Raw genomic sequence first — 25633 nt, 5'->3', positions numbered from 1 at the left:
CCTTATCTTTCATCTGGATACTGTATTCTTGAATGGAAAGTTCCTTTTAAAGTCTCACACAATGATTTCTCAACAATATGTAATTCTTTTAAATTTAATTCACATATTGCAAACTGACCATCATTCAAACGATCGTGCATAATGGAAGAAACTAATACCTCGATTTTTCCCATATCAGGGTCCTTTAACGAACGAACTGCTGCTTCAACACTATCAGCAATTCCTACAATAGCTGATTCCTTTGAATGAGCTTTTGGACCTGGATATCTAAAATCAATTTCTTTAACATCAGGATTCATCTCTTTTTCTTTATAATAAAAATACTTTAATAAAGTTGTACCATGATGCTCCGCTGCAATATCAATTATATCTTTTGGCAAATTATATTTTTTTAGTATTTTTACCCCATCACTTACATGTCTTAAAATGATATCTTTACTTTGAATTGGTTTAATTCGATCATGAGGATTATGACCACCCATTTGATTTTCTATAAAGAATCCTGGATTATTCGTTTTACCAATATCATGATAATAAGCTCCTACTCTAGCTAACAAACCATTTGCACCGATTGCTTCACAAGCACCTTCAGCTAAATTTGCAACCATTATACTGTGATGGTATGTACCCGGAGCCTCTAATAATATTTTTCTTAATAAAGGATGATTTGGACTACCTAACTCAACAAGTTTAAATGAGGACACCATTCCAAACGAATCTTCTACAAAAGGTAAAATACCCATCGTAATAACACTTGATAAAACTCCAGAAGTAAGTCCCATTAATAAATAAATCCCAATTTCTACTGATGAATATTGACCATTCCGAATTAAGATTAAAGAAAACAGGGTTGCAATATTAACAAGCGAAATTAAAAATCCCGCATGGAGAATCATTGAACGTTTATTTTTAACTTCATTTAAAAATAAAACGGTGATTGAACTAAATAAAATATAGATTCCAGTCGAGTAATTAATTGCGCCGTTTACATCTTCATTAAACATTATGCTACCGCAAATAGAGAAAATAATTGACGATACCATTAAATATCGATTACCTAATAAAAACTTTATCAATAAAGTCCCAATCGCAACTGGAGCTACATATACAAGGCCAGAAAACTCAACTTTTTGAAACAAGCTTACAATTTTCAAAATTAAGATTGTAAATATTACAATGCTATAGTATGTAACGATGTATATATTCCCTTTTTCTTTTAAACTTGCCGTTTGCTTCAATACGAAGTACGCCAATACTCCAATTAATAAAATTAATCCAATATACGGTTGAATCGATTGTTTGTTTTTTATTAAACCAACTAATTTTAACTGATCATATTTTTCCTTTGTAATCGTCTCTCCGGCTTTAACTAAGACTTGTCCTTGTAATATATAGACACTATCTACACTTTCACTTTCTAGACGTCTTCTTTCTTTTGTCGCTTCGACATCATAAAAGTAGTTTGGAACAATAGCAAAATCGCCTATAGCGATCATCGCATCTTTTAGTGAAGGATTAATGCTTACATATGATAATTCAGTTCTTAACTTTCCACGAGATTCTTCGATTTGATTCGCTGTAATTTCCTCAGACATCACATTATTAATCGCAGTATTTAACGAAGCTTTAGAAATATTTAGCTGTTCTTCAGACGATTTTATTAATGCACTATATACACTATCTTCTAAGCTTTTACGAATATCGTCAGGCAGTTTTTTCTTAACATCACTTGTTTCTTTATCAATTAATGCTTGTCCTGTAGGATTATCACTATTGGCATTTTTATTTTTCACTTCTGTTACAATATCAAAAATTGAATTTACAATATCAATACGTTTTTGTGTATAACTTTCCTCGTACTTATATACATCCTCAACTCTTGATTCAGCCTCAAGTCGTTTTTTAGCCGTAGCTCCTTTGTCCTCAATCGTGATAGGTGAATAAATATTATCATCAGCAATTGATAATAGCTGAATGTCGTATTTTACCGGTCTAACATGACTAACTAAAAGAAGAAAACTTAATAAGCTGAATGCAATAGTACATAGTAATATGACAAGAGTTTGATTCTTAAAACGCTGAATTAAAGCTTGCAAACTATTCATTGTTTCCCCTTTCTAGAAATGCACCTCATCATAAAAATACGAAATGACCCTATCAATGTAGGGTCACTACGAATCATTCTTTTGCTAAATCATAAGCTTGAATAATCTTTTGTACTAGTGGGTGACGAACTACGTCTGTTTGTTCTAAGATTGTCATACCAATACCCTCAACACCTTTAAGTGTATTTTGAGCTGATATTAAACCAGACTTTACTCCTTTAGGTAAATCAATTTGTGAAGGGTCACCTGTTATAACCATTTTAGAGCCAAATCCTAAACGGGTCAAAAACATCTTCATTTGAGCCATTGTCGTATTTTGAGCTTCATCCAAAATGACAAAGGCATCTTCTAAAGTACGTCCCCTCATGTATGCTAAAGGTGCAATTTCAATCGTTCCTCTTTCAATTAAACGTACAGTATGCTCTTGTCCTAAAACATCATGTAGAGCATCGTATAATGGTCTTAAATATGGGTCAACCTTTTCCTTTAAATCTCCTGGTAAAAATCCTAAACTTTCTCCAGCTTCCACAGCAGGTCTTGTTAAAATAATTTTACTTACTTTATTATTTTTTAATGCTTGAACAGCCATGACAACTGCAAGATATGTTTTACCTGTACCAGCAGGTCCAATCCCAAATACTAAATCATTTGATTGAATTGCACGAAGATAATGTCTTTGTCCAAAAGTCTTAACTCGAATTGGTTTTCCTTTTGAATTCTTAATAATTTCTTCGTCATACAACTTAGCAAATGATGACAGCCTTCCTTCTTTAGCCATCTGAATTGAGTACGTAACATCCCTCGATGTAATACTCACTCCATTTCGAATAACCTCTAAAAGAGCTTGAATGATTTGCTCAACAGTTTTCACATCTTCATTCGTACCTGAAACTTGTACAGATTGACCACGTGACACAATCTTAACATCAAGCAAATTTTCAATTATTTCTAGATGCTTATCGTTTGTACCAAATAAGGCAATTGCTTCGTTTGGATCTTCTAGTTGTTGATTAATCGTTAGTAGTTGTTCTGGCATTACTCAGTCCCCTTGAACAATAGTTTTCGTTTTTGTGATATCTTCTAAAACTTTATAATACATTCTTAAATTAACTTTACCATTGTCTATTGACTCGTGCAAAACTTTTTCTTGTAAAATCTTGGCATCTGGACTTAACTTTTTCATTAATTCCTTCTTACCAATTTGTTTTCCAAGTTGAGCAGCCTGCACTTTAGAGTATGTTCTTACATATTTTTCACTTTCTAGAGTTGTTTTTTTACTAAAAAAGATCGGTAATTTCCATTTTAAAAATTTAAATTGATACGAACTACTTTCATCTTCAAAAGACTTATATTTATTCTTTTCAAAACCCCAAAATTTTATTTGATTTTCCTTAGTTCCAATATAATAGCTAGTTTTTCTCTCTCCTGTAAGAACCGTAAACGGAGTATCTAAAGGAACACTAATAATTTCCTCTCTCCAAACTTCCCCCATGATTTTGCCAACTGCTGGGACTAAAATAGGATGTTCTTCCGTTCCGATTATTCCAGATACTAATATTTGACCTTTTTTCACAAAGTCATTCTTTACTACAAGAGGTTTCCCTTTTTCAACAAACATACTTGAAATAACAGCTTCTTCACTTGCAATAATATGACGTGGACTTAACGCCTTCTCAGGCTTAGGAATATGCTTTTCTACTACTTCAAAATGAAAGGTAGTCCCATTTAATTGTACACCGATCCAGGTTAATGTTGGATTATCATCTTGTAGCTTTTTTTGGATTGTTTGCATTCTAGGTAAAGTAAATTGAGATGCGCCGGTCTTAACACCCATCGCAGTTAAATCTTTCCGAAGTTTATATTCCACTTCAGGTGAAGCACCCTTTATATCAATTCGCCAAACCATATTTGAAAGTAAAAATAATACAACTAAAAAACCAACTACCCCTACAACAAATCCAAAATACTTCCATGCTCGTCTAACTTCAAAAGGCAGCCCCTTCCTGCCAATAAAATAAACCTTATACTCTTTTTTCCGAGGAATATTCTTGATCCGTTTATAATCTTTCAACTCAATTGTAAACGTAATCGAATTAGTTCCACTTTTCTTTACATTACGAAGTGGAATCCCCTTTCGCATACAATCATTTAAAAAACGTTCTGGTCCAAGCCCAATTACTTTTACTTGAACCATCCCCGTAAGATTTGAAGTCCATTGGTTTTTCATCCTAAATCCCCCATGTTCATTAGACTGATCATGGTGTAAGTTCTAGATGCTATTCATTAATAAAATACACATGCTCAATTTCGCCTTCCAACAAAATCTCCTCAGGCAACATCGTCTTCAAAACAAAATCTTTTCCCTTAATCAACAACTGCCCCTGCTTCATTAACAAACGCAATTCATTATCCGAATACACAAGTAACCCTCTATGGTTTTCAATATAAATATGTAGTTGACCTAACATTGTAATACGTGGCAATTCCAATAGTACATCTGGTGGTAAGTCCATCTTACTTGACATCCAGGTTTTTAAATTATGGGCTAATCTTTTCAAGATAGACTCCTCCCCCTTTCATATCATATTTATGATGAATTTTGTGAAGGTATGATATAAAAAGAAAATGGTAAAGGAAATTTAAGATGAATATTTAGATTTCAAAAAGTGTGTTTATTGATTTAATTTATGGGGATGAAGTTGGGTTTTATAGGAACTAGCGTCTGTGTAGTGCGGAAAATCAATCAAATTATTTAGGAGTCGAATGTCCTTCCCAAGATCCCTCTTATAGTTTTATGACTAAGAAAAAAACCGAGAACTAATAACTATTCTCGGTTTAAATTTATTTACGTTTTTACATTCTTCTTTGGAATGAAACATCTTGATAAACATCTTGTTTTCCTTGTGAAGTAGCAACCCACCATAGAACTCCTTGTGTGAGAAAGAACAGACTCCACATGACTACAAGACCAATTGAAGTTATATCACTATTCCCATCACCATATACCCCTTTGACTGTAACATAAGTGATGAGTGCACTCACTACCAAACCTACCAACCTAATTGGTATAGGAGAATTTAGATTTTTTTTGTGAACCGTACTGTTTTCGTGAAAATTTAGCAGATTTATGTGATTTATTGGACTGAAGCATCATTTTGAAGGTTTTAATTGCAGTAACTAAAAAACAAAAAAAATAAACGTCTATAAATAGACGTTTATTTTAACAGACTTGCTACAGCTTTATTCACAGAAGAGCCATCAGCTTGTCCTTTTACTTTAGGCATAACTGCACTCATTACTTTCCCCATGTCAGCTTTTGATGTAGCACCGACTTCTGAAATTGTAACACGTACAATTTCAAGAAGTTCCTCTTCAGATAATTGTTGAGGCAAGTATTCTTTTAGAATCAGTAACTCTTGCTTTAATTTATCCACAAGGTCTTGACGACCAGCTTTTTCGAATTCCAGGAGGGAGTCTTTACGTTGTTTCACTTCACGAGTTAAAATTGTTAACTCTTGATCAGCTGACAATGTCACATTATTCCCTAAGCTAATTACTTCATTTTGTAATGACGCTTTCACCATACGAATAACTGCTAACTTGTCTTTGTTTTTTTCCTTCATCGCTTGTTTCATATCTGAATTCAAACGTTCGAGAAGACTCATAGTAACACCCTCTCTTAGAATTTACGTTTTCTCGCTGCCTCTGATTTTTTCTTACGTTTTACACTTGGCTTTTCATAAAATTCGCGTTTTCTTGCTTCTTGTAGCGTACCAGTTTTAGAAACTGAACGTTTAAAACGACGAAGAGCATCTTCTAAAGATTCGTTTTTACGAACGACTGTTTTAGACATCTTACTTTTCCCTCCCTCCAAGCTACCAATCAATAAAACACTGCAAAAAAGAACACTTTTCCACATGTCTTTTACGATTATAATACATAAACTATTGATAGGTCAACAGGTAAATGTCAAGTTTGAAACTTAACAGCCTTTGCCATTAAAAGGAATCAATAACCTTCTGTTGCTACGTTTCCTTGGACAATCGTGATTCCATTACTTGTACCAATTCGAGTTGCTCCGGCTTTAACCATTTCATTTACACTTGCTATATCACGTACTCCGCCAGAAGCTTTAACTCCAATATCAGGTCCAACTGTTTTTCTCATTAGTGCTACATCCTCAACAGTTGCACCACCAGTTGAAAATCCTGTAGATGTTTTAACGAAATCTGCTCCAGCTTTTACAGAAAGCTTTGAAGCCATTTCTTTTTCTTCATTCGTTAAAAGACTTGTTTCAATAATTACTTTTACTAATGCTTTACCTTTTGCTGCATTAACAACCGCTGCTATATCTTGTTCAACAGTGTCATAGTCCTTATCCTTTAAAGCTCCGATATTGATTACCATATCGACTTCCCCTGCACCATTTTCAATGGCATTCTTCGTTTCAAACGCTTTCGTTTCTTTTGTATTCGCACCTAAAGGAAATCCAATTACAGTACAAACTAATACTTCAGAGCCTTTTAACAAACTTGAACAATGACTCACCCAAGTTGGATTCACACAAACTGATGCAAAATTATGTTCTTTTGCTTCTTGACATAATTTTTCAATTTGAGATTTAGTTGTTTCAGGTTTTAAAACTGTATGATCAATCAATTTATTGATATTAGTTGTCATTTTGTAGTGCTCCTAACTTATGTTTATTTCAAAATTTCTCTTTTAATAGACACTGAAATATCAGCATTTATTATTATTTGTTATTTAATTTTAATTATGTGAAACCTAAGCTTAAAATTTAAAAACTCAGCCAAAAAAATTCAAAGCATCAATTTTATATAGATGCATTTGAATTTTTTTCGACTGTTTTATGATTATCTTTTACTTTAAGCATCATGAAAAATGAAATTGTAATAAAGAAGCAACCATACAAGAACATAAACTTGAATCCAATTAAATCCATAATTGCACCTAATAATGGTGGTGATATAATATTGGCAATCGATGAAAATAAATAATATAAACCTGTATATGTTCCAATAAAACCAATCGGTGCCATCTCGGCTAAGAAAGGATAAGAATTAATATTTACTAATGCCCATAAACATCCCATAATCAAAAAGACTAATCGAATGAATAATAAATCTTTTAAGAAAAATAAAATAATAAATCCTATGATAATTCCAAATATACCAATTAATATGCTGCGTTTCTTACCAATTTTTGTTCCAATAAACCCGGCAGGAATGGCAAAAATTAAAAATGCTAGTGATATGAAAGCAAATGAAAACGCTGCTGCACTAACTTTTACTCCTAAATAAACTTCCCCATAACGTGTAAAAAAGGTTTCAATTCCATTAAATCCCGTGAACCAACTCAGAATTGCTAATAATAGAAATAATGCACTTTTATTCTGAATAGCTGAACGAAAACCTTCTCTTAACTTTACCTTTTCTTCAGCCTGCTCATAATTTAGAACATCACTTTTTTCTCTAATAAAGAAAAATAGAATTAGAAAGCTAAATAACATTAAAAATCCAGCCAAGTAAAAAGGAAACCCTTTATTTAAATCCCACAATATTGAACCAATAAAGAATGCAATTAAAGCACCAATTCCACCCATAAAATTAATGACACTGTTCGCCTTGCTTCTTTGTTCAACTCTTGTTAAATCAGGCATTAGTGCTATTACTGGAGAACGGAAAATACTCATACTTAAATTCATAAACACAATAAAAAAGATTAACATAAAAAGTGTTTTATGCACTGGAATTAAAAAGGTAAATAATGCTGCAAGTGGCATACCAACTATTAAAAATGGCATTCTTCTTCCAAATCGTGTATCTAAACGATCACTATACATTCCAACGGCAGGTTGTAAAAATAATGCAAAATAATTATCAAACGTCATAATAAATCCGATTAAAGCAGATGACTTTAAATAATCGCTTAAAAGCTTTGGCATAAAAGCATTATAGACTGACCAAGTAAGACTGATTGCAAAAAATCCAAATCCTAAAAGCATAATTTTTTTGTAATTTAGTTTAGCCATTCGAATTTCTCTCTTCTTATCTGTCTAAAAACATTTTCTAAATGAGTTCGATCCAATGACACAATCATCCCCCCTCATTCTCAGTATAGTAAGCACAACAATCAAATATTTACCCTTTTTTCAATTTTAATAAAATATTAATTTATTAGAAAAATTTTATAAAATGGACTGTTTTCATAAAAAAAGGAGCTTTAAACCGACAAAAATACCTAGCGTAAACACTAGGCATTTTCTTTGATCATTTTAATAATATACAACGTACAACCGGTAATAATACCGCAGCACCCACCAATTAAAAAAGATAATAAGTAAATCATTATTCCTCCAAAATATCTCTTTTACTTGCATTTTACATTCTTTCTTCTAAGGCTTTCGCAGTATTACTTGTAACTACTTCCTTCTCATCCTTCAAAGTACCAAAAATCCCATCAAAAATAGGTGTCGATACACCATACCAAAAGTTTTCATTTTTAAAATGATGCAGAATATGTAGCTTCTTAATCTGTCGCCCTACTTTCGTTAATGGTTTAATTGGCCTATGAGCTACATAATGCTTCCATTCGTACACTAGTAACATAAAAACTAAACCAGAACCAAATGCGATCGCTTGAATTAGATCTTTCGATATCAAAAAATATATGATACAAAGTGAGCCTAAATTCGGAATGCTATACCATATCGGTAAAAATAATAATTTCAAATCATCTGGATACGTATGATGATCATAATGAATTCTTTTCATAAATTTAAGTAATAGTTTATTTTTTGGTGCTTTTAAATGAAAAATGAAACGATGAGTTACATACTCACTAAACATAAAAAAGATTAATCCTATAATGAAAATTAAGACAGTAAGCCATGATAAATGTAATCCTACACTATAAATAATTCCAACTAAAAAAAGTACTCCCATTACAATAATATCGAAATGAAGAAAAAAGTCTCGATATAGTCCCTTCATAAATTCCCCCCTCATCTATACATAAATTATCTTAATATCAAATTTATATTTCAATATTATTTATGAAATTCCTTTTTATGTTCTACTCAAGCTTATTATTAATTTTGAATAAAGCACTGGTCGGTGAGGATAATAAAAAGGATAACCAAAAATACGTAAAAGGGAGATTTATATGGAAAAAAGGAGATATTATGTATCCGTTCAAGCAAAAACAATTGTTCCAAACCAAGGGGACGCACCTTATGAGCTAGAAATTGATGCTACGATCGATGAAAAACATAGACTCGAAAGAATTTTCCATCAGATTGACAGCTATGATGAAGCAGCAGGTATTCAAACTGCTTTCATCATTCCAATCACAAATTGGAGCCAAGAAAACAATGATGGATATGACTATTTTTTAAAACAAGCCTATGCGATGATTTATGAATTAGGTACTGAAGAAACACGTGCTCATATAAGCCAAATGAAAATTTTAAAATAAAAAGAAAGCTCCATGAGCTTTCTTTTTATTTTAAACATCAATTACTTTTGTTTTTGCAATTAAATCATGTAGAGTTCTTCGTTCAGAAGAAAAAATGAAAAACGGATCAACAAATGCAACAAAACCTACAACTAATGATAAATATGGTATTTTTATGTATCCAAAAATGAAAAAGATTTCTCTTATAATCATCGTCTTTAAATTTACTTCTTGATCATCGTTCTTAACGATTGCAATATTTAACCAACGCTTTCCTATTGTTTGCCCTTTCCAAACAAATGTTGGGATCAAAATATAAAATATAAAAACACTTATAATCGATAATATAGTTGCCCAAATATCAAATTTGTCTACTCGACTAGGATTAAAAAATGTTGAAAACTTTGTCATTCCAGTTATAATCGATATAGCAAAAATAAAAAGAAAACTAATAAATCCATCAACCAATATTGCTAATAACCTACTTGATCTACTTGCTAATTTAAAATTAGACTCCAATAAAATCTCCACCTTTAGTTTCTAAGATGTCCTTAACGACAGATTAAATTATACAGAATTTTTAATTAGAAAAATATAAAAAGCCTAACAGAAATTACCTATCAGGCCAATAAATATTGATTAAGCTTTTTTATGTAGATTCAATTATACACCTGGAGCATCGACTAGTGTCCAAGTAACAATTGCTTCATGATTACCTACTGTTGCTGAACCACCAGGAATTTTTAATGTAACATTATTATTTACTGCACCATCATTAACATCAGGATTTGGACCTAACCATCTTGTTAACCAAGTACCAAGTCCCGTACCAGGTTCAGCAGTAACAACTGAAGATTCAGTTAATCCATCTGTATTTAGAGTAATCGTTTGAGCAGGCGTTGGGCCAGTTCCACTACCTGGTGTTACAACTGAACCATTTTTAAAAGTAAGAACCGCTCCGGGTAGTGATTCTTTTATACCGTCTGTAAACTTACTAGCTTTCGCTGTCACTTTCCACCCTTCACCAGTACCTCGGCGGTCAGAAACTTGGATAAAAGGCTTTTTAGATGTAGAAGAATAAACCTTATCACTAGTTGAAACTTCATTCGAACCAAATTGAACTGAAGAAACAAAGTCTAAAGTTAAAGCACCTGTCTCACCAGTAGGAGGATCTGTTGGATCAGTAGGACCAATTGGCTCTAACGGAGTTGATGGATCTGTTGGATCTACAGGTGTTACTGGACCAGAACCTTCTGTAAAATTAATAACTGCTTTTGAATTTGCTTGAGACGTAACAGCTGCAAATGATGTATTTGCCGCTCCTACAAGTGTTGAAAAACTTACTACTCCAATTGCTACAATCTTAGAAACTTTCATTCAATCAAAACCCCTTACAAAAAATTCTTCATATAAAGATGCTTTCAAAAAAGGACTAAACATCTATCTAGAAGTTACAGCCAATTATAGTAAAGGAAAATAGAATTGTCTGTGAATAATTTGTGAAAGTGTTCACTAAAATTTTACTTTTAATATTACAAATCCCCTAAATATAAGGAATTTAATAGAGTCAAAAATGAATATTTTGTGAAGTAATTCACTTACTTTTATCAGTTTAAATTCGAAATTTATAACTTCCCGATTAAATCCACTAAAAAAAAAAGGAAGCCTACTTAAAAATAAGTAAACTTCCGAGTTAAAATTATATTGAAAAATTACTGAAATTTGGGAATAAGGAAAGATATTTCCCTACTTACTTTTAAGTGTTATTTCCCATTCTATACCTGTATCAATTCCGTATTCATCAGTAAACGATCCTTGATTTACAGCAACTGCCATTTGATCTAGACTGTTTGCATATAAGATTGGTTCTCCAATGGCTACATCAGCAAATGATTTTCCATATTTTACGGATTCTTTGTATACTTTTCTTCCTTGGTGTGTAATTAGTACTTCGGCAAAGTCCCCATGAGAAACGCCTTGTTTAAGAAAATCTAATCGACCAATATTCGTCCAAATACTACCATAGCGAACATCAAGTATATCAATTGTTCCTGTTATCGAATTGTTTTCACTATGACATTCTTTAATCGGTAATTTTATGTATGAATCTGAATCTACTTCTGGACCAATATTTTCGAAATCGATTATTCCAGATGCTAATCTTGCACCTGTAAAAGCAAAAATATCTCTCCCATGAAAAGTATAGGATTCACTTGAATTTGGTAGTCTATTAATTTCTTCGTCAATGACTCTTAATTGGTTGATTCCATATATTTTGCCAACATGTGTTAATGTTCCGTTATCAGGTGTTATAATGAAGTGATTCGTATTTGTGCGAGCTACTATACTTCTACGATCCGAGCCTACACCTGGGTCTACAACTGAAACAAATACTGTTCCAACTGGCCAGTAATTCATTGTTTGTACAAGTCGATAAGAAGCTTCCCATATATTGTATTGAGGTATATCATGGGTCAAGTCGTAAATCTTTATATCTTGATTTACACTACAAGAAACACCATACATAGCGCTAACTGCTCCATCTAGTAATCCAAAATCTGACTGAAACACTAATGCATTTCCCATCTAAACACCCCTAATTATTTGAATATTTAAAATTAAATATAAATTCAATCTATTATTTAGTCAATGATATTATTCTTATTTTATTGAATGAAATTTAATTATAGCTTTGATTTTTTTTATTATTACATTGGAATTGTATAGTTTTGGTAAATTCTAATTCTTTTAACCTTAATGTCTGTTTCGACTTCAAAATAAAAAAGATATAGTTGTTAGAGACTATATCAATTAATTAGCATTTGAAAGTATATAATTTTGAAATGCTGGCACATAAACATTTATTATTACCTTTAGTGTCCCCTAGGTTTATGTAAAAATGTATTCTAAATTAAATAACTTAGATACAATTTGGGGGAACTTTTTCATTTAAGTGGACATGTGATAAGGAAAATTTTCTTTTATATTAATAGAAATCTTCCTATTAAATGTTAGAGTGGACGAACTGTACGAATGTCTTGAAGATAAGATCATATAATGGATGCCATATAGGTTCTGCATTGTATATCCCCCTCCATTTTTTAACTCCATACTATAACAACTAAAGCACTAAAAAAAGAATTGGCTATATATGGGAAAATAGCACCCACTATTTCATCCGATGGAATTTTCCTATACTTTAGTAACACTCCAATTAACTTTAAAAAGGGAATTTAGTCCTCTATAACGAATAGTTATTATGTGGAAAAATATAGGGAGGCTGACTATTGTACACTTTTATTGAATTTTTATGTCTTATAGGAATTCTATTCTTTATTATTAAGGGGATTAACTCTTTCTTTAAAGTGAACGGAAAATCTTTAAAGAATTTTATTATTGCTGGAGCCTTATTTTTTTTATTTATTTTTACCTCTATTGCAGATCCTTCAAATGAAGTAGAACATAAAGAAGCAACAGAAAAAGACAAAAGTATTAAGCCAACCAAAGTAATTTATAAAACTGAACACTCTAAACTAGATACTGTTCAAAAAGAAAAAACAAAAATATCTAAACCTAAAAACAGTGAGAACCTAATTAAATCCTGTAAGAATAGAGTAGGATGTAAAACGAAATCTGATAAAGCACCTATCCAAGAACCGAAAAAAGTAAAAATAGAAAAAGGAACATATAGAATTGTTTTTATGGTATACGGGTTGATGTAGAAGTATATAGCTTTTGACGGGCTTTAATATGTAATTGGGGGCTATATGGGAGGTTGTTTTACCTCTCATATAGCCCCCATTTTTATATCGATTCTTTTAAAAAAGGTGAATTATTTTGGAGTGAAGAGTTGAATTAATTCTGCGCAACTAATTTTCCTTAGTAGATCGAAACTTGCCCAACTACAAACACGATCCTCCCAAGCTACTAAGCAATGATTATCTTTAGTTTCCATAACCGTTCCCACAGCACCATCTAAGCTAAACATAACATAGTTGCCTATCGAGAACATTCCAATCACCCCAATCTAAATATAATTCCGTGCCCACCTTTCGGATATTCCCATTTAATATTTTGATGAGGGCAGCCTATTCTACAGCTTCCACATTCATGACATCCCTCGTATCCAACATGCATTCGAATATTTTCCCATTTATAAACTTCTGCTGGACAAAATATCGTACAGATTTTATCAGGACATTTTGTCATACAAATATCGGAATCTAGTACAGTTAAGTGCGATTTTGTATCAGCATTAAAACGAACGAGATACTGCTTTTCTTCGATTGTACTTTCTTTTTTTGTCTCACTCATTTATTTCATCACCTTCCATGCTTTGTATACATCTTTCGCAAGCTTAAGTTTAGCCTTTGCTCCTCCTATATTACTCATAATATTCTTTTGTTTTTCCCATTTAGATTTACCATCTACTGTAAACATTTGGCTGGCAGATTTATTTAATAGTGGAATATATTGCTCGAAATATTGAGGGAATTTTTCAAAATGATGTGTTGCATCTTTATATTTTTTCAAATCCTGTCCAACGAAGCTATTTAGTAATTTATCAGCGTACGGTTTTAAAGCAACATCAGAGTAGTTATCAATCGCTTTTGCTTCGATAATGGTCTCTGCTGCTAATCTTCCAGAAGTCATTGCCATATTTGATCCTTCACGGTGAATTGCGTTTACTAATTGTGCTGCATCACCAATTACTAATACTCCGTTTCCTACCAATTTAGGAATTGATTTGTACCCACCTTCTGGAATTAAATGAGCAAGGTATTCTTGTGGTTCGCTTCCTTGAATATACGGTCTAATCATCGGATGATTCTTAACGTATTCTAGTAAATCATAAGGTTTCAATTTGTTTTCAATCATTCCTGATAATAATGTACCGACCCCAATACTAAGAGAATCTTTATTTGTATATAAAAATCCTGTGCCAACTATGCCTTTTGTCGCATCTCCAAATAGCTCGATTGCTACACCTTGGTTACCTTCAAGGCCGAATCGATCTTGAATTATTTTACTATCTAGCTTTAAAATTTCCATTGTAGCTAAAGCAACTTCATCTGGTCGCCATTCTTTATGGAAACCTAAAGATTTTCCTAAAAGTGAATTTACGCCATCAGCAAGTACTACCACATCGGCATATAAATCACCATCTGGTCGATCTGTTCTTACCCCAACTACCATATCGTTTTCAACAATACACTCGAGAACAACAGTTTCATTGATTAATAATGCACCTTGTTCTACTGCTTTTTGAGCAAACCATTGATCAAACTTTGAGCGAAGAACCGTAAAATTATTATAAGGTTCTTCAGCAAATTCTAGACCTTTATATCCAAAGGTTGTAGCGGATTGTTTATCAAGCATCATAACTCGTTGCTCTACAATCACACGTTCAATTGGTGCATCCTTCCAAAATTCAGGTATAACGTCCTCCATCATTTTACGATACAATACGCCACCCATAACATTTTTTGAACCAGGATATTCTCCTCTTTCAATAAGGACAACATTAACACCATTTTTTGCGAGTTCGTATGCACATGAAATTCCTGCTGGGCCTGCTCCAACGACAATTACATCAAATTTTTCCGGCATGATCGTGATTTTCCTCCTTTAAAGAAAAACTTTCTTGGAATTGGTTAATCAGCATTGGTACAATTTCAAATGCGTCTCCTACGATGCCGTAATGACAAGATTGAAAAATTGCCGCATTCGGATCTTTATTGATTGCAATAATGAGACCTGAATTTTGCATCCCAACAATATGTTGTATTGCGCCAGATATCCCAATTGCAAAATAAATTTTTGGTGTAACCGTTAAGCCAGTCTGACCAACTTGATGATGATGTTCAACCCAGCCAGCTTCAACTACATCACGACTTGCTCCAACAGCTGCTCCAATCGATTCTGCAAACATATGAATCAACTGAAATCCGTCTTTACTACCTAATCCTTTACCACCAGCGACGATAATATCTGCTTCGTCAATGCGAACTTTCTTAGTTGTTGCACGTACAATCTCTAATACTTTTGTACGAATATCTTCTTCTTTTAAATCAATTTCCTCTTCAATCACAACACCCTCAGCACCAGGAATAGGAGTGAGCGCTTTCATTACCTTCGGACGAACTGTAGCCATTTGAGGTCTATATTTCTTACAAAGAATAGTTGCCATTATATTTCCACCAAATGCAGGTCGACTAGCTAATAATAGTCCTGTATCTTCTTCAACATCTAATACAGTTGTATCGGCTGTTAAACCTGTAGGTAAGTCAGTTGCAACTGCACTAGCTAAATCCTTCCCTTTAGAAGTTGCACCATACAATAAGATTTCGGGCTTATATTTGTTACAACATTCCAGTACTGCTTTCATATAAGACTCCGTACGATAATCTTTAAAAATTGGATCATCATAAACATAAACGATGTCAGCACCGTATTCAAATAACGTAGGGGCCAATGATTTCACATTTTCACCAATTAATAATCCTGCTAATTCGCAACCACGTTTTTCAGCTAATTCTTTACCAGCTCCAAGCAATTCAAGTGACACGGGTGCTATGACTTTATCGTTTTCTTCAATAAACACCCAAATACCTTTGTACTCTGAGAAATCCATTTATACCCCTCCTTTCACTTCAAATAACTCTTTCTTCTCATTTAAAATCTTCATCAGTTCATTTACTTTTTCTAGTGAAGTTCCTTCAAAAACCGTTCCACCTTTGGCCTTTGGTGGAGCCCATACTTTCGATACAATTGTTGGAGAACCTTTCAGACCTAATTGTTTAATATCAATATCTTCTAAATCCTTCACGGCCCAGATGGTCGGGTTATACCTGGCAGCCTTTATCATATTTGTAAGTGATGAATAAGGAACTTCATTGATTTCCTTCTCAACTGCAAATAAACAAGGTAAACTCGTTTTAATCACTTCATGGCCATCTTCTATTTTTCGATGAACAATTGCATAACCTTCATCTTTATTAATTTCTTGAACCTTCTTAACTGATGTTAACGGTGGTATATCTAAACGACGTGCAATACCTGGTCCAACTTGTCCAGTATCACCGTCAATTGTCATCTTTCCACAAATGATTAAATCAATCGCTTGAATTTGTCCTATTTTCTCAATTGCCTTTGTCAAAGCATAACTTGTCGCTAAAGTATCTGCCCCTGCAAATGCACGGTCTGAAATCATATACCCTTCATCTGCACCGATTTCTATACATTTTCTGATAGCTTTTACAGCAGGTGGTGGCCCCATGGTAATAACCGAAACTGTTCCACCATATTTATACTTAATTCGAACAGCTTCCTCAACAGCATGAGCATCATACGGATTTAATATTGCTGGAGCACTTGCTCGGTCCATCGTATTCGTTTTAGGATTCATCTTAATGATCTTCGTATCAGGCACTTGTTTTATACAAACCACAATATGTAACACTTTTTCACTCTCCCTTTTTCTTCCCGTCTCCCATAGTTAGTAAATGTACATGTTGTTCAAATATATTATTTTTATTGAAGAAATATGATAGAAAGCAACTAAAAAATAGAAACGAAAAAAAGAGACATTCACAACACTGTAGTTGAAAATGTCTCTTTAGACTGCCCGCCAAACGCTCGCTTTCTTCGTTGCTTCGCCTGCCTGCGCGGTGCTCATTACCCTCTAGGGTAACTCCGCTCCTCACCAGACTTCACGCCTCGAAAGACAAGCGCTTGCAATCAGTCTGATACTCATATTTTTTATATTTTTATTTTTCATTACCAACTAATAGTTGGATTGTTATGCCTGAAGGGTCCTTCGTAAATGTAACGCCATTTTCTTCAAAAACAAAAGCTCCCATATTCTTTAAACGATTTACTACCACCGATTTTTCTTCTTCACTCGGATATAACAACGTAAAATTCTTTAATCCTGCACTGCTATCAGAGGGCGCAACTCCTCCTGCACTATGCCAAGTATTTAAACCGATGTGATGATGATAACGTCCAGTTGAAATAAATAATGCCTGGCTTCCATATTTCGTTACAACATCAAATCCAAGCCCTTCACAATAAAACTTCTCTGTGCTATTTAAATCAGAAACTTGTAAATGGATATGCCCCATAATTGTTCCTTGTGGTAGTCCAGTAAAAGTTTCACCTTCAGCAAGTGCCAAAAGCCCTTCTACATCTAATCGTTTACTATCCATAACGACATACTCATTATGCCATTGCCAATTCTCTGATGGACGATCTACATAAATTTCAATACCATTCATATCTGGGTCTGCTAAATAGATCGCTTCACTGACTAAATGATCCGAACCACCTTGAAGTGGATTTCTAGTTTCAATCAGATGCTTAAGTACGATACCTAAATCTTTTCGAGTAGGTACTAATAACGCAAAATGATACAATCCTGTATTTTGCTCATTTCTAGGTGTAACATTGGCTGGCTGCTCTAATTTAATTAAAACATTTACTCCATCCGCTGTTAAACTGGCATTTGTAGTTGAATGGTCCAAAACATTTAAACCGATAACCTCTTGGTAAAACGCTAATGAACGCTCTAAATTTGCAACTTTTAATTCAACTGTTGGAGCATAAACCTTTGGCTTTTGATGAAAATTCATTTTAATTTACCTCCTCTAGAAATTAGTACAATTAATGTTAACACTAACAGAACGAATGGAGCCATTGCAACACCCATGCCTTGACCCGCATGTAAATGAGTAAATACAGCGCCTACCATAATAATTGCTAATCCAACTGAAGCAAGCTTACCTATTATCAACTTCCAATAACCAACTAATAAACCAATTGCACCTAACACCTCAAACGAACCAATCGTATACATCATCCCTTTTGAATAACCATAAACCTCTTTAAAATCATGTAACATCTGAGTATTGCCACTTAATTTCACAAATCCAGACATTAGAAATGCAATAATTAAAATCCCTTGAATAATTCGAGTAAACCATTTCATTTAAAAAATCTCTCCCTTTTGTTTTTTACTGAACTTAAATTAAGTACAGTTAATTTTAGAATATTATACTGAAACCTTACTGTCCTTAGATTAGAAACAGTAAAACTTAAAAAAATAGTGTGGTTTATGCTTGTTGGTTACTTTTTGTAAGTGCGTTTGATTTAAGTACAGTATATGCGATAACTGTTCTCATTTCAAGTGCATTTTTTTATTTATGTTTAACTTTTCTCTCAAGGTTAGAATTTTGAGGCTTGTTGAAATCCGTTGGGAGAAATAAATTTGTCAAAACATATAGTTGTTTTATCAAACTATCTACCTTGTAAAAAAATTAGTTATTTATATCTCCTGTTTCTAGCTTCTTGTTTAAAACCATATAATCATTTCTGCTAAAAGAGATCGTAACTCTATCCAATCAATCCCCTTTAGGATATAAAAATAATTGTTGATTGAACTTTATACCTAAAGGTACAACTGTTTGATAAATAAGATTTAATATTTTAAAACTGTCTAGATCTACTCCTTCTTTCAATTGATTTTTCACATGGATAATTACGATATCATCAATGCTTTCAAACCTAGGTTTTCGGGGAGAGATATTATTAGCTTTACAAAGCCTTTTTAATAAATTTTGATAATAATCATTTTGTTTCAAATAAAACACCTCACTTTTTATTATTTTATAAAAGCATTTTGACTCTTATCTTGTGTTTAATGACTTATTGTAAGAAATGTCTTGGTCAGTTGAGATGAATTAAGAGTTCTTCATGTTATTGTTAAAGGATTATGTAATTTTTAAAATAGTTTTTTATGATGATTGACTGTTATTTGCACCTCACTCGTTATTCGAAGACATGACAGCTTATATGAATCACCCCGGTTTTTATATGTAGTCCTCTATCCCCAATAAAATAAAAATATCGTACATCCAAATGTACGATATTTTCAAAGTGATTCGATCGTTTTATGACTGGCACGTCTTACAAAATCCGCCAAAGTATAGTTACATAAAAAGCCAAGTAAGTGCTCTTCTGCTTCAATTGCAAAGTCTGAGAATACGTTGTTCATTACACGTCCACTAGTACAGTCAGATGTGGATTCAATTAGTGCGGTTGATAGAGGTTCTGTCATTTGTAGGGCAATGTAGACTTGTTTTAAGGTAATTTCCTCAGGTGACTTAGCTAATAAATAGCCGCCATCTCGTCCCTCTCTTGCTTCTACTATTTTTTCTTTTACGAGGGGAGCCATGATCCTTCTCATAAATGAAACACCTGATCTAATATGTTTTGCGATTGCTTTACTTGGTGTAACCCCTTCTGTTGTTGCTAGTAAAACTAATGCCTGAATAGCAAATCCGAACCACTTAGGTGTAACGGAATTTTTACAACTTGACATCATTTATCACCATCCAGTGATATTATTATCCCCCGTTTTTGTTTCCCTTGCAAGTATATAGTAGTTTTAGTCTTGTTTAAATGTAAGTAGATACCAATTTACTGGATGGATCTAGTTGTTTTTAGACAATAAAAAAAGGATAGAAAGTTTGCTTTCCATCCTCATTTTTTATTTAACGAGAGTATCCGCCTAGGCTTTGTTCTGCCATTTGAACTAGACGCTTCGTAATTTCTCCACCAACTGAACCGTTAGCGCGTGAAGTTGTGTCTGGTCCTAAATGCACTCCAAATTCAGAAGCTATTTCGAACTTCATTTGCTCAATTGCTGAACTTGCATTTGGTGAAGCATATTGATTTGAAGATCTTCTGTTTGCCATGTTGTTGACTCCTTTGTCTTTTGGATGCTCTGATGTTGTTTATCAGATTAAAGATAGTATGATTCTAAAAATTTATTCTATACATTTATTTACAAATTTTTTTCTTTTTACCAAAAGTGCTTCTTGTTACCATATGAAGTTTACCTGTATAAATATTTCCAAGTTCAAAAGCTTGTATTATGGCTTTAGATTTTCTATAATCTTAGCATACTGTATATAATTAAAACACAGTTTATCAAATGAAAACGTCTCGTTATTTCCATATATTGAAAATTGTTTTTTAGGAGGAAAATTTTATGATGAATAATCGTTTCCAAGATAAAGTTGCTAAGAATTTAAGTGAAATACCTTTATCTGTTTTAGACTTAGCACCAGTTGTTGAAGGAAGCACTCCTGCTGATGCGTTTAAAAATAGTCTTGATTTAGCACAGCATGCAGAAAAATGGGGATATCACCGTTACTGGTTTGCCGAACATCATAATATGCCAGCAGTTGCAAGTTCAGCTACATCAGTTGTAATTGGACATATTGCAAGTGGAACATCAACGATTCGAGTTGGTTCTGGAGGCATCATGTTACCAAATCATGCTCCATTAGTCATAGCAGAACAATTTGGTACTTTAGAATCACTACATCCAGGTCGTATAGATCTCGGATTAGGTCGTGCCCCTGGTAGTGATATGTCAACAACTAGAGCATTACGAAGAGATTTACGCAGCCACGAAGACTTTCCTGCTCAATTAGAAGAATTACGTAATTACTTTAATCCGCCAGGTGGAATTGGTAGTTTAACAGTTCAAGCTGTACCTGGTGAAGGTTTAAATATACCAATTTGGTTATTAGGATCAAGTGGCTTTAGTGCTCAGTTAGCTGCTGAATTAGGTTTACCATTTGCATTTGCAGCGCATTTCGCACCAGACTATACAGTCCAAGCAATGCAGTTGTATCACAATAACTTTAAACCATCTAAAGTATTAGATGAACCTTATGCAATGATTGGCTTAAATGTTGTCGTTGCTGACACAGATCAAGAAGCAAAAAGACTTTTCACAACACAGCAACAATCATTCTTAAACTTAGTGCGAGGTGGCAAACCAGCACTTTTAAAACCACCAGTTGACGATATGGATGAAATTTGGAGTCCTTTTGAAAAAGAAACACTTGAAAATCAAATGAAACTATCCGCTATAGGTACAATCGAAACCGTTACTGAAAAACTACAAGCAGTATTAAATATAACAAAAGCTGATGAAATTATGGTAAATGGTTCTGTTTTCGATCATGCAGCACGTTTATATTCATATGAGTTATTAAGTAAAGTATCAAAATAAATAACAAAAGGAGAGTATAAGATGCTCTCCTTTTTGTTGTATAGTAGCACCTATTCATCCTGCTCCCTTAAAGCTTCTTGTTCGACCCTTTGTAAAAATTCATGTACTGCTCTTAAATTATTCCCCTTTGGATTCGCTAGCTTTAACATTGCTCGTCCGATAAAATTCACTCCAGCATTCGTGCCTTCATAAATAAATTTTGTATGTGTATCATCGATTTTTTCTAATATAAATGTCAGATTCGTTTCAAATGCATTTGCTAAAACAAAATGGATTTGCTTTTTTTTATATGATTCAGTATCTTCGTATGCTAAAGTTTCAACAATATAAGATTCAACACGTTTTCCTTCTCTATAACTTTGCTGATGCTTTGCACCTACTTCGTATTCGTTTTTATCGATTAAATTATGCTCTTCAACCTTTGGCATTATTTTCTTAATATTTTTATCTAAAAATAGACTCCATACTTTTTCGATATTTGTATTAATAACAATATCTTCTTTCCATTTAATCATTATTTCTATTCTTCCTTCCTGAAGCAATCTGTTTATCTATTTCGTACAATTTCAAATACTAGTCCTATTATACCGAAATATGTTTTCATATCATAAAAAAAGCCCTCTCATTTAATGAGAAGACTCTGATTTTAATTATTTTTCACCTGGAAATACGATTGCTACAATAACTATATCGTTATTGACCTTTTCAAAATAAATGCGAAATTTTTTTATGACGACTCATGATATTCCATTATAATTCCCATATTCTTCAGTATATGCTTTTCCTATGACTTCATTTTTTAATAAATCTTCTGTTTCTAAGACTAATTGTGAAATAAAATCAAATGTTTCTTCTGGAGTGAATCTAATACTTCTATATTGGGTAAGTTTATTTCGTACACTAAGTGGCCATATAACATTTCTAAAAATCATTAGATGAAGTCTTTAGAGGAAATTGACTTTAAAAAATCAGATGTTGACACCCCTAAACCTTTTTTGTACTCATCCTGACTTTTTCTAATCATAATCTCTATTTCAGGATTTACTTCTATGTCTGCTTTAATAGATTTTTCTTCTTCTTGAAGAACAAGAGTGAATCGTCCTTTGCCTGGTACAGAAAACTGAACAACAGAATTCTCATGATTCATATTTGAAATATACCTCATAAGTTCTTCTGAGAATTGAGCTTTTTCCATCCAAATCACCACCGATAAAAGACTTATTATTATATCATATCATATATCATACAAATAATTGGAATAAACCAATTAATTATATATTACGAGTTTCAATTATTCTTCCATATTTTTAAAATCAACTCCCATTTCAATCAGAATATAGGACTTCATATCATAAAAAAAGCCCTCACATTTAATGAGAAGACTCTGATTTTTATTTAATTTACCTTAAGCTTTTTCGGTATTTATATTGGTTCCATTGAAAATGAATATAGCATCCAATGCAAAATCCATTGATTGCGATAAACGATGCTAATGCGACCATTATTGAAGATACATAAAATAATACGGTCCAACCAACTAATGCACCAATAAATGCTAGCGATAAGCAAGTTACTGCAATTGTTTGATTAAAATTTTGTTGTCCTTTATCCTCTTGTGGATAGCTCGATGGTTTCTTTTTTAAAAAACGTTTAGCAAATTTTATGATTGGATGGAAATCAAAAAGTAATCCACTAAGTCCACTTATTAAAGGAATGAGTAGTAGCCAGTATTGTCCAGTTACCCAAGTTAATATAACAGAAATAAAGATCGTCCATTGATTTGTACGAACTAAAGGTAATGGAATTGTATTTATTTTTGAATTAGACATACATAAAACCAACCTTTCGTATCGGAATAATTAAGTATAATCATAATATGATTTCAAAAACAATACAATCAATAAAATCTGAAAAAGTAAAATTATTATTAAACAAATGGCTCTAATAAATTTAAATGTTGATTTTTGAACTAAAAAAAGTTGTCTAATTTGACGACCTTTAGGAACTCTTATTCAACTAAAGCATTTCGTTCTTTAACCCTGTTCTTTTTCAATTTTGTATGCCTTAAGTTTATCAAACACGTCGATTATATATTTTCAAGAATATCTCTATAATACTGTCGTAAAGTTTCCTTTAAATTAGTAGGCTCTATGATTTTTACTGTTTGTCCTAATCTGGCAAGATATTTAATGATAAAGCCAAGTTCATTTGGCTCATATGTACCAATAATATATGAATTTTCCAACTCGTAGATTAATTCCATGGATGGATAATGTTCCTGTTGAAATAATTCTATTCCTGCTTGATTAATCAACCATTTAAATTTTATTGCATTTTCTGACGGCTTCCAAAGTGAATGCGAATTTTGCTTAGTAATTTCTTTTAATTCCTCCAAAGGTTGAATGCTTGTTATTTCAGCCGAAGAGATACGATCACAACGAAAAACACGGTAAGCTGTTTTATCCATATCATATGCTTGACAATACCAATAACCCTTCATTACGTATATAGCAATCGGGTGAATCGTACGTAAGCTGTTTTGATATGTTATTTTTAATACAATATTTTGAACAGCTGCCATTAATAATATTTCTAAATATATGCTTTCTTTGATTTGTACAGTATGTTGAAAGGATACGCGATTTTGCATCCGCTCTATTTCTTGTTTTTGCCATTCCGACAGTACATTTATGAACTTTTCATGAATTGTACGATAGGATACTTGAAAAGGTAAATTTGAAAAGCTTCGAAGTGACTGCATTGCAAAGTAAAGAGCAAGGATTTCTTGATTATTAAAATAAATAGGTGGAAGCTTCATTTGATTAAGTAAGCGATATCCCCCATAACGACCATATTCTGCGTAAATTGGTGCTCCAATTTCTTCTAAAGAAGCTATATCTCTAAGTGCTGTCCTTTTTGAAATCTGAAATTCCTGCATTAAATCTTGAAGTGTAAAATGCTGTTTTTGATTGATGAATCGAAGTATTTGATTTATTCGTTCTGATTTTTTCATAAAAACACCTCTTAATGGTGCCTAGATTTGTCACCTTTAGGCACTACACTAGTAAGTGTAATCAATATTGATGTAGGAAACAATACAGTCTCATTTTGTATTGGTTTACTAACATGACCAAAGATTTAAACAAGCATATTACACTAGAACCTAAGGAGTTGTTTAATTTGACAGTACAATTGAATTCATTTTTGATGATGGATGGTAATGCAAAGGAAGCTATTGATTTTTACAAGGCATCACTCGATGCAAATCTTTTATTTTGCCAATTATTTGGGGATGCACCAGAAGATCCTAATTCCCCTCTACCAGAAAATTTGAAGGATTTAGTAGCACACGCAATATTAAAAATCGGTGAGTCCAATATCATGATTGCTGATCTGTTTCCAGGTTTACAATATCGAAACGGGAACAATGTTAACATCTGTATTACTACAAATGAAATAGAGAAAACAAATAAGTTTTACGAATTATTGAAACAAGATGGTCAAGTGGTAATGCCACTAAAACAAGTTCATTTTAGTCCTGCCTACGCTATTGTAACTGACAAATTCGGTATTACTTTTCAAATTTTCACAGCACTATCAGAAGAGGCTGTAAAAAGAGGTCATCAAAAGGAAAACTGATGGTTTTGAATTGATTGCACAATAGGCATCTATTTAACCTCAGTTTTAAATTAGTCATTTTTTTATAAGTAATAAAAGTGTATTAATTCAAATGCCAATAGATATACCATTTCGTAGTGACTGAACTGCGGTTAACTTGATAAAAAAGCTATCGATCAGCTTAAAGGTTTTTCAACTAATGCATGAATTAGTTGATCAATGAAAACAAAAAAACCTTCTATGATAGAAGGTTCACGCTGTTGAAAAAAGACTTCGTCAAGTAAATGCCACGAATTTTTCGTGGCATTTTTTGTTTTAGTTGTCCATTTAGTCTGTTTTTTGGTAA

The 25633-nt window shown here is 32.8% G+C and carries 32 protein-coding genes; 4 read left to right on the top strand and 28 right to left on the bottom strand.

Going from position 1 to position 25633, the window contains the following annotated elements; all coding sequences use genetic code 11:
- Positions 1–2: 2 nt before the first annotated feature.
- The 10 genes from ACFVRR_RS08515 to ACFVRR_RS08470 all read right to left on the bottom strand — a co-directional run bounded on the left by ACFVRR_RS08515 (position 3) and on the right by ACFVRR_RS08470 (position 9118).
- Positions 3–2105: an HD family phosphohydrolase gene (locus ACFVRR_RS08515; protein ID WP_387327075.1), complete on the bottom strand. Its 2103-nt coding sequence runs from the start codon at positions 2103–2105 to the stop codon at positions 3–5.
- Positions 2106–2178: 73 nt separating this feature from the next.
- Positions 2179–3141 carry a PhoH family protein gene (locus ACFVRR_RS08510; protein WP_387327073.1) on the bottom strand — a complete coding sequence of 321 codons (963 nt, stop codon included), beginning with the start codon at positions 3139–3141 and terminating at the stop codon, positions 2179–2181.
- Between the two features lie 3 nt (positions 3142–3144).
- Entirely contained in the window at positions 3145–4332 is a 1188-nt protein-coding gene (gene yqfD / locus ACFVRR_RS08505; protein ID WP_387327070.1) for a sporulation protein YqfD, read from the bottom strand.
- A gap of 49 nt (positions 4333–4381) precedes the next feature.
- Entirely contained in the window at positions 4382–4630 is a 249-nt protein-coding gene (gene yqfC / locus ACFVRR_RS08500) for a sporulation protein YqfC (RefSeq protein WP_088011443.1), read from the bottom strand.
- A 328-nt stretch (positions 4631–4958) separates the two neighbouring features.
- Positions 4959–5147, bottom strand: a complete 189-nt coding sequence (locus tag ACFVRR_RS08495) for a hypothetical protein (protein ID WP_387327067.1) — start codon at positions 5145–5147, stop codon at positions 4959–4961.
- A 173-nt stretch (positions 5148–5320) separates the two neighbouring features.
- Complete coding sequence (locus ACFVRR_RS08490; protein WP_069034181.1) at positions 5321–5770, bottom strand: GatB/YqeY domain-containing protein; 450 nt, start codon at positions 5768–5770, stop codon at positions 5321–5323.
- Between the two features lie 14 nt (positions 5771–5784).
- The gene (gene rpsU / locus ACFVRR_RS08485) at positions 5785–5958 is read right to left on the bottom strand and encodes a 30S ribosomal protein S21 (protein WP_003152957.1); all 174 of its coding nucleotides are present in this window, start codon (positions 5956–5958) and stop codon (positions 5785–5787) included.
- A gap of 155 nt (positions 5959–6113) precedes the next feature.
- Complete coding sequence (deoC, locus tag ACFVRR_RS08480) at positions 6114–6785, bottom strand: deoxyribose-phosphate aldolase (protein WP_387326980.1); 672 nt, start codon at positions 6783–6785, stop codon at positions 6114–6116.
- A 154-nt stretch (positions 6786–6939) separates the two neighbouring features.
- Positions 6940–8157 carry an MFS transporter gene (locus ACFVRR_RS08475; protein ID WP_387326977.1) on the bottom strand — a complete coding sequence of 406 codons (1218 nt, stop codon included), beginning with the start codon at positions 8155–8157 and terminating at the stop codon, positions 6940–6942.
- Positions 8158–8506: 349 nt separating this feature from the next.
- The gene (locus tag ACFVRR_RS08470; protein WP_097974233.1) at positions 8507–9118 is read right to left on the bottom strand and encodes a sterol desaturase family protein; all 612 of its coding nucleotides are present in this window, start codon (positions 9116–9118) and stop codon (positions 8507–8509) included.
- A gap of 172 nt (positions 9119–9290) precedes the next feature.
- On the opposite strand from ACFVRR_RS08470, the gene ACFVRR_RS08465 reads away from it, so the two are divergent.
- Positions 9291–9602 (top strand): hypothetical protein, encoded by a 312-nt coding sequence (locus ACFVRR_RS08465; protein ID WP_025568175.1) that lies wholly within the window; start codon positions 9291–9293, stop codon positions 9600–9602.
- A 30-nt stretch (positions 9603–9632) separates the two neighbouring features.
- Here the strand turns inward: ACFVRR_RS08465 and ACFVRR_RS08460 are convergent, their stop codons facing one another.
- The 3 genes from ACFVRR_RS08460 to ACFVRR_RS08450 all read right to left on the bottom strand — a co-directional run bounded on the left by ACFVRR_RS08460 (position 9633) and on the right by ACFVRR_RS08450 (position 12167).
- Positions 9633–10100 carry an RDD family protein gene (locus ACFVRR_RS08460; RefSeq protein ID WP_387326974.1) on the bottom strand — a complete coding sequence of 156 codons (468 nt, stop codon included), beginning with the start codon at positions 10098–10100 and terminating at the stop codon, positions 9633–9635.
- Positions 10101–10244: 144 nt separating this feature from the next.
- Positions 10245–10958 carry a WxL domain-containing protein gene (locus ACFVRR_RS08455; protein WP_387326971.1) on the bottom strand — a complete coding sequence of 238 codons (714 nt, stop codon included), beginning with the start codon at positions 10956–10958 and terminating at the stop codon, positions 10245–10247.
- A gap of 369 nt (positions 10959–11327) precedes the next feature.
- Positions 11328–12167 (bottom strand): SAM hydrolase/SAM-dependent halogenase family protein, encoded by an 840-nt coding sequence (locus tag ACFVRR_RS08450; RefSeq protein ID WP_387326969.1) that lies wholly within the window; start codon positions 12165–12167, stop codon positions 11328–11330.
- Positions 12168–12868: 701 nt separating this feature from the next.
- Between ACFVRR_RS08450 and ACFVRR_RS08445 the strand changes: the two genes are divergently transcribed.
- Positions 12869–13303: a hypothetical protein gene (locus ACFVRR_RS08445; RefSeq protein ID WP_387326966.1), complete on the top strand. Its 435-nt coding sequence runs from the start codon at positions 12869–12871 to the stop codon at positions 13301–13303.
- A 110-nt stretch (positions 13304–13413) separates the two neighbouring features.
- On the opposite strand, the gene ACFVRR_RS08440 is transcribed toward ACFVRR_RS08445, so the two are convergent.
- The 10 genes from ACFVRR_RS08440 to ACFVRR_RS08395 form a co-directional block, all read right to left on the bottom strand.
- A complete protein-coding gene (locus ACFVRR_RS08440; protein WP_025568179.1) occupies positions 13414–13593 on the bottom strand; it encodes a tudor domain-containing protein in 180 nt (59 codons plus the stop codon).
- Between the two features lie 5 nt (positions 13594–13598).
- On the bottom strand, positions 13599–13895 hold the full coding sequence (locus ACFVRR_RS08435) for a ferredoxin family protein (protein WP_025568180.1): 297 nt from the start codon (positions 13893–13895) through the stop codon (positions 13599–13601).
- Positions 13896–15191 carry an FAD-dependent oxidoreductase gene (locus tag ACFVRR_RS08430; RefSeq protein WP_025568181.1) on the bottom strand — a complete coding sequence of 432 codons (1296 nt, stop codon included), beginning with the start codon at positions 15189–15191 and terminating at the stop codon, positions 13896–13898.
- Entirely contained in the window at positions 15175–16215 is a 1041-nt protein-coding gene (locus ACFVRR_RS08425) for an electron transfer flavoprotein subunit alpha/FixB family protein (RefSeq protein ID WP_056474897.1), read from the bottom strand. The genes ACFVRR_RS08430 and ACFVRR_RS08425 overlap by 17 nt, the downstream gene beginning before the upstream one ends.
- A complete protein-coding gene (locus tag ACFVRR_RS08420) occupies positions 16216–17043 on the bottom strand; it encodes an electron transfer flavoprotein subunit beta/FixA family protein (protein ID WP_387326960.1) in 828 nt (275 codons plus the stop codon).
- A 307-nt stretch (positions 17044–17350) separates the two neighbouring features.
- Positions 17351–18214, bottom strand: coding sequence for a VOC family protein (locus tag ACFVRR_RS08415; protein WP_387326958.1), 864 nt, complete (start codon positions 18212–18214; stop codon positions 17351–17353).
- A complete protein-coding gene (locus ACFVRR_RS08410) occupies positions 18211–18570 on the bottom strand; it encodes a DoxX family protein (protein ID WP_387326956.1) in 360 nt (119 codons plus the stop codon). The genes ACFVRR_RS08415 and ACFVRR_RS08410 overlap by 4 nt, the downstream gene beginning before the upstream one ends.
- A 412-nt stretch (positions 18571–18982) precedes the next feature.
- Positions 18983–19222 (bottom strand): hypothetical protein, encoded by a 240-nt coding sequence (locus ACFVRR_RS08405; protein WP_387326954.1) that lies wholly within the window; start codon positions 19220–19222, stop codon positions 18983–18985.
- Between the two features lie 290 nt (positions 19223–19512).
- Positions 19513–19965: an RrF2 family transcriptional regulator gene (locus ACFVRR_RS08400; protein WP_084006921.1), complete on the bottom strand. Its 453-nt coding sequence runs from the start codon at positions 19963–19965 to the stop codon at positions 19513–19515.
- Between the two features lie 169 nt (positions 19966–20134).
- Positions 20135–20338: an alpha/beta-type small acid-soluble spore protein gene (locus tag ACFVRR_RS08395; RefSeq protein WP_097974212.1), complete on the bottom strand. Its 204-nt coding sequence runs from the start codon at positions 20336–20338 to the stop codon at positions 20135–20137.
- A 296-nt stretch (positions 20339–20634) separates the two neighbouring features.
- Here ACFVRR_RS08395 and ACFVRR_RS08390 point away from each other — a divergent pair, with 296 nt between their 5' ends.
- Positions 20635–21669 (top strand): LLM class flavin-dependent oxidoreductase, encoded by a 1035-nt coding sequence (locus ACFVRR_RS08390; protein ID WP_387326950.1) that lies wholly within the window; start codon positions 20635–20637, stop codon positions 21667–21669.
- Positions 21670–21719: 50 nt separating this feature from the next.
- On the opposite strand, the gene ACFVRR_RS08385 is transcribed toward ACFVRR_RS08390, so the two are convergent.
- The 5 genes from ACFVRR_RS08385 to ACFVRR_RS08365 all read right to left on the bottom strand — a co-directional run bounded on the left by ACFVRR_RS08385 (position 21720) and on the right by ACFVRR_RS08365 (position 24682).
- Positions 21720–22184: an SRPBCC family protein gene (locus ACFVRR_RS08385; RefSeq protein ID WP_387326947.1), complete on the bottom strand. Its 465-nt coding sequence runs from the start codon at positions 22182–22184 to the stop codon at positions 21720–21722.
- Between the two features lie 222 nt (positions 22185–22406).
- Positions 22407–22601: a hypothetical protein gene (locus ACFVRR_RS08380; protein WP_387326945.1), complete on the bottom strand. Its 195-nt coding sequence runs from the start codon at positions 22599–22601 to the stop codon at positions 22407–22409.
- A complete protein-coding gene (locus tag ACFVRR_RS08375) occupies positions 22601–22864 on the bottom strand; it encodes a hypothetical protein (protein WP_387326943.1) in 264 nt (87 codons plus the stop codon). Before ACFVRR_RS08375 ends, ACFVRR_RS08380 begins: the two co-directional genes overlap by 1 nt.
- Positions 22865–23069: 205 nt before the next feature.
- The gene (locus ACFVRR_RS08370; RefSeq protein ID WP_387326940.1) at positions 23070–23498 is read right to left on the bottom strand and encodes a DUF4395 domain-containing protein; all 429 of its coding nucleotides are present in this window, start codon (positions 23496–23498) and stop codon (positions 23070–23072) included.
- 257 nt (positions 23499–23755) lie between these two features.
- On the bottom strand, positions 23756–24682 hold the full coding sequence (locus ACFVRR_RS08365) for a helix-turn-helix transcriptional regulator (RefSeq protein WP_387326938.1): 927 nt from the start codon (positions 24680–24682) through the stop codon (positions 23756–23758).
- A 167-nt stretch (positions 24683–24849) separates the two neighbouring features.
- Between ACFVRR_RS08365 and ACFVRR_RS08360 the strand changes: the two genes are divergently transcribed.
- The gene (locus tag ACFVRR_RS08360) at positions 24850–25308 is read left to right on the top strand and encodes a VOC family protein (RefSeq protein ID WP_387326935.1); all 459 of its coding nucleotides are present in this window, start codon (positions 24850–24852) and stop codon (positions 25306–25308) included.
- The last annotated feature ends 325 nt before the right edge of the window (positions 25309–25633 follow it).

Source organism: Gottfriedia sp. NPDC057948 (assembly GCF_042887255.1).
Lineage (GTDB): Bacteria > Bacillota > Bacilli > Bacillales > Bacillaceae_G > Gottfriedia.
This window is presented reverse-complemented; position numbering and strand designations above follow the sequence as displayed.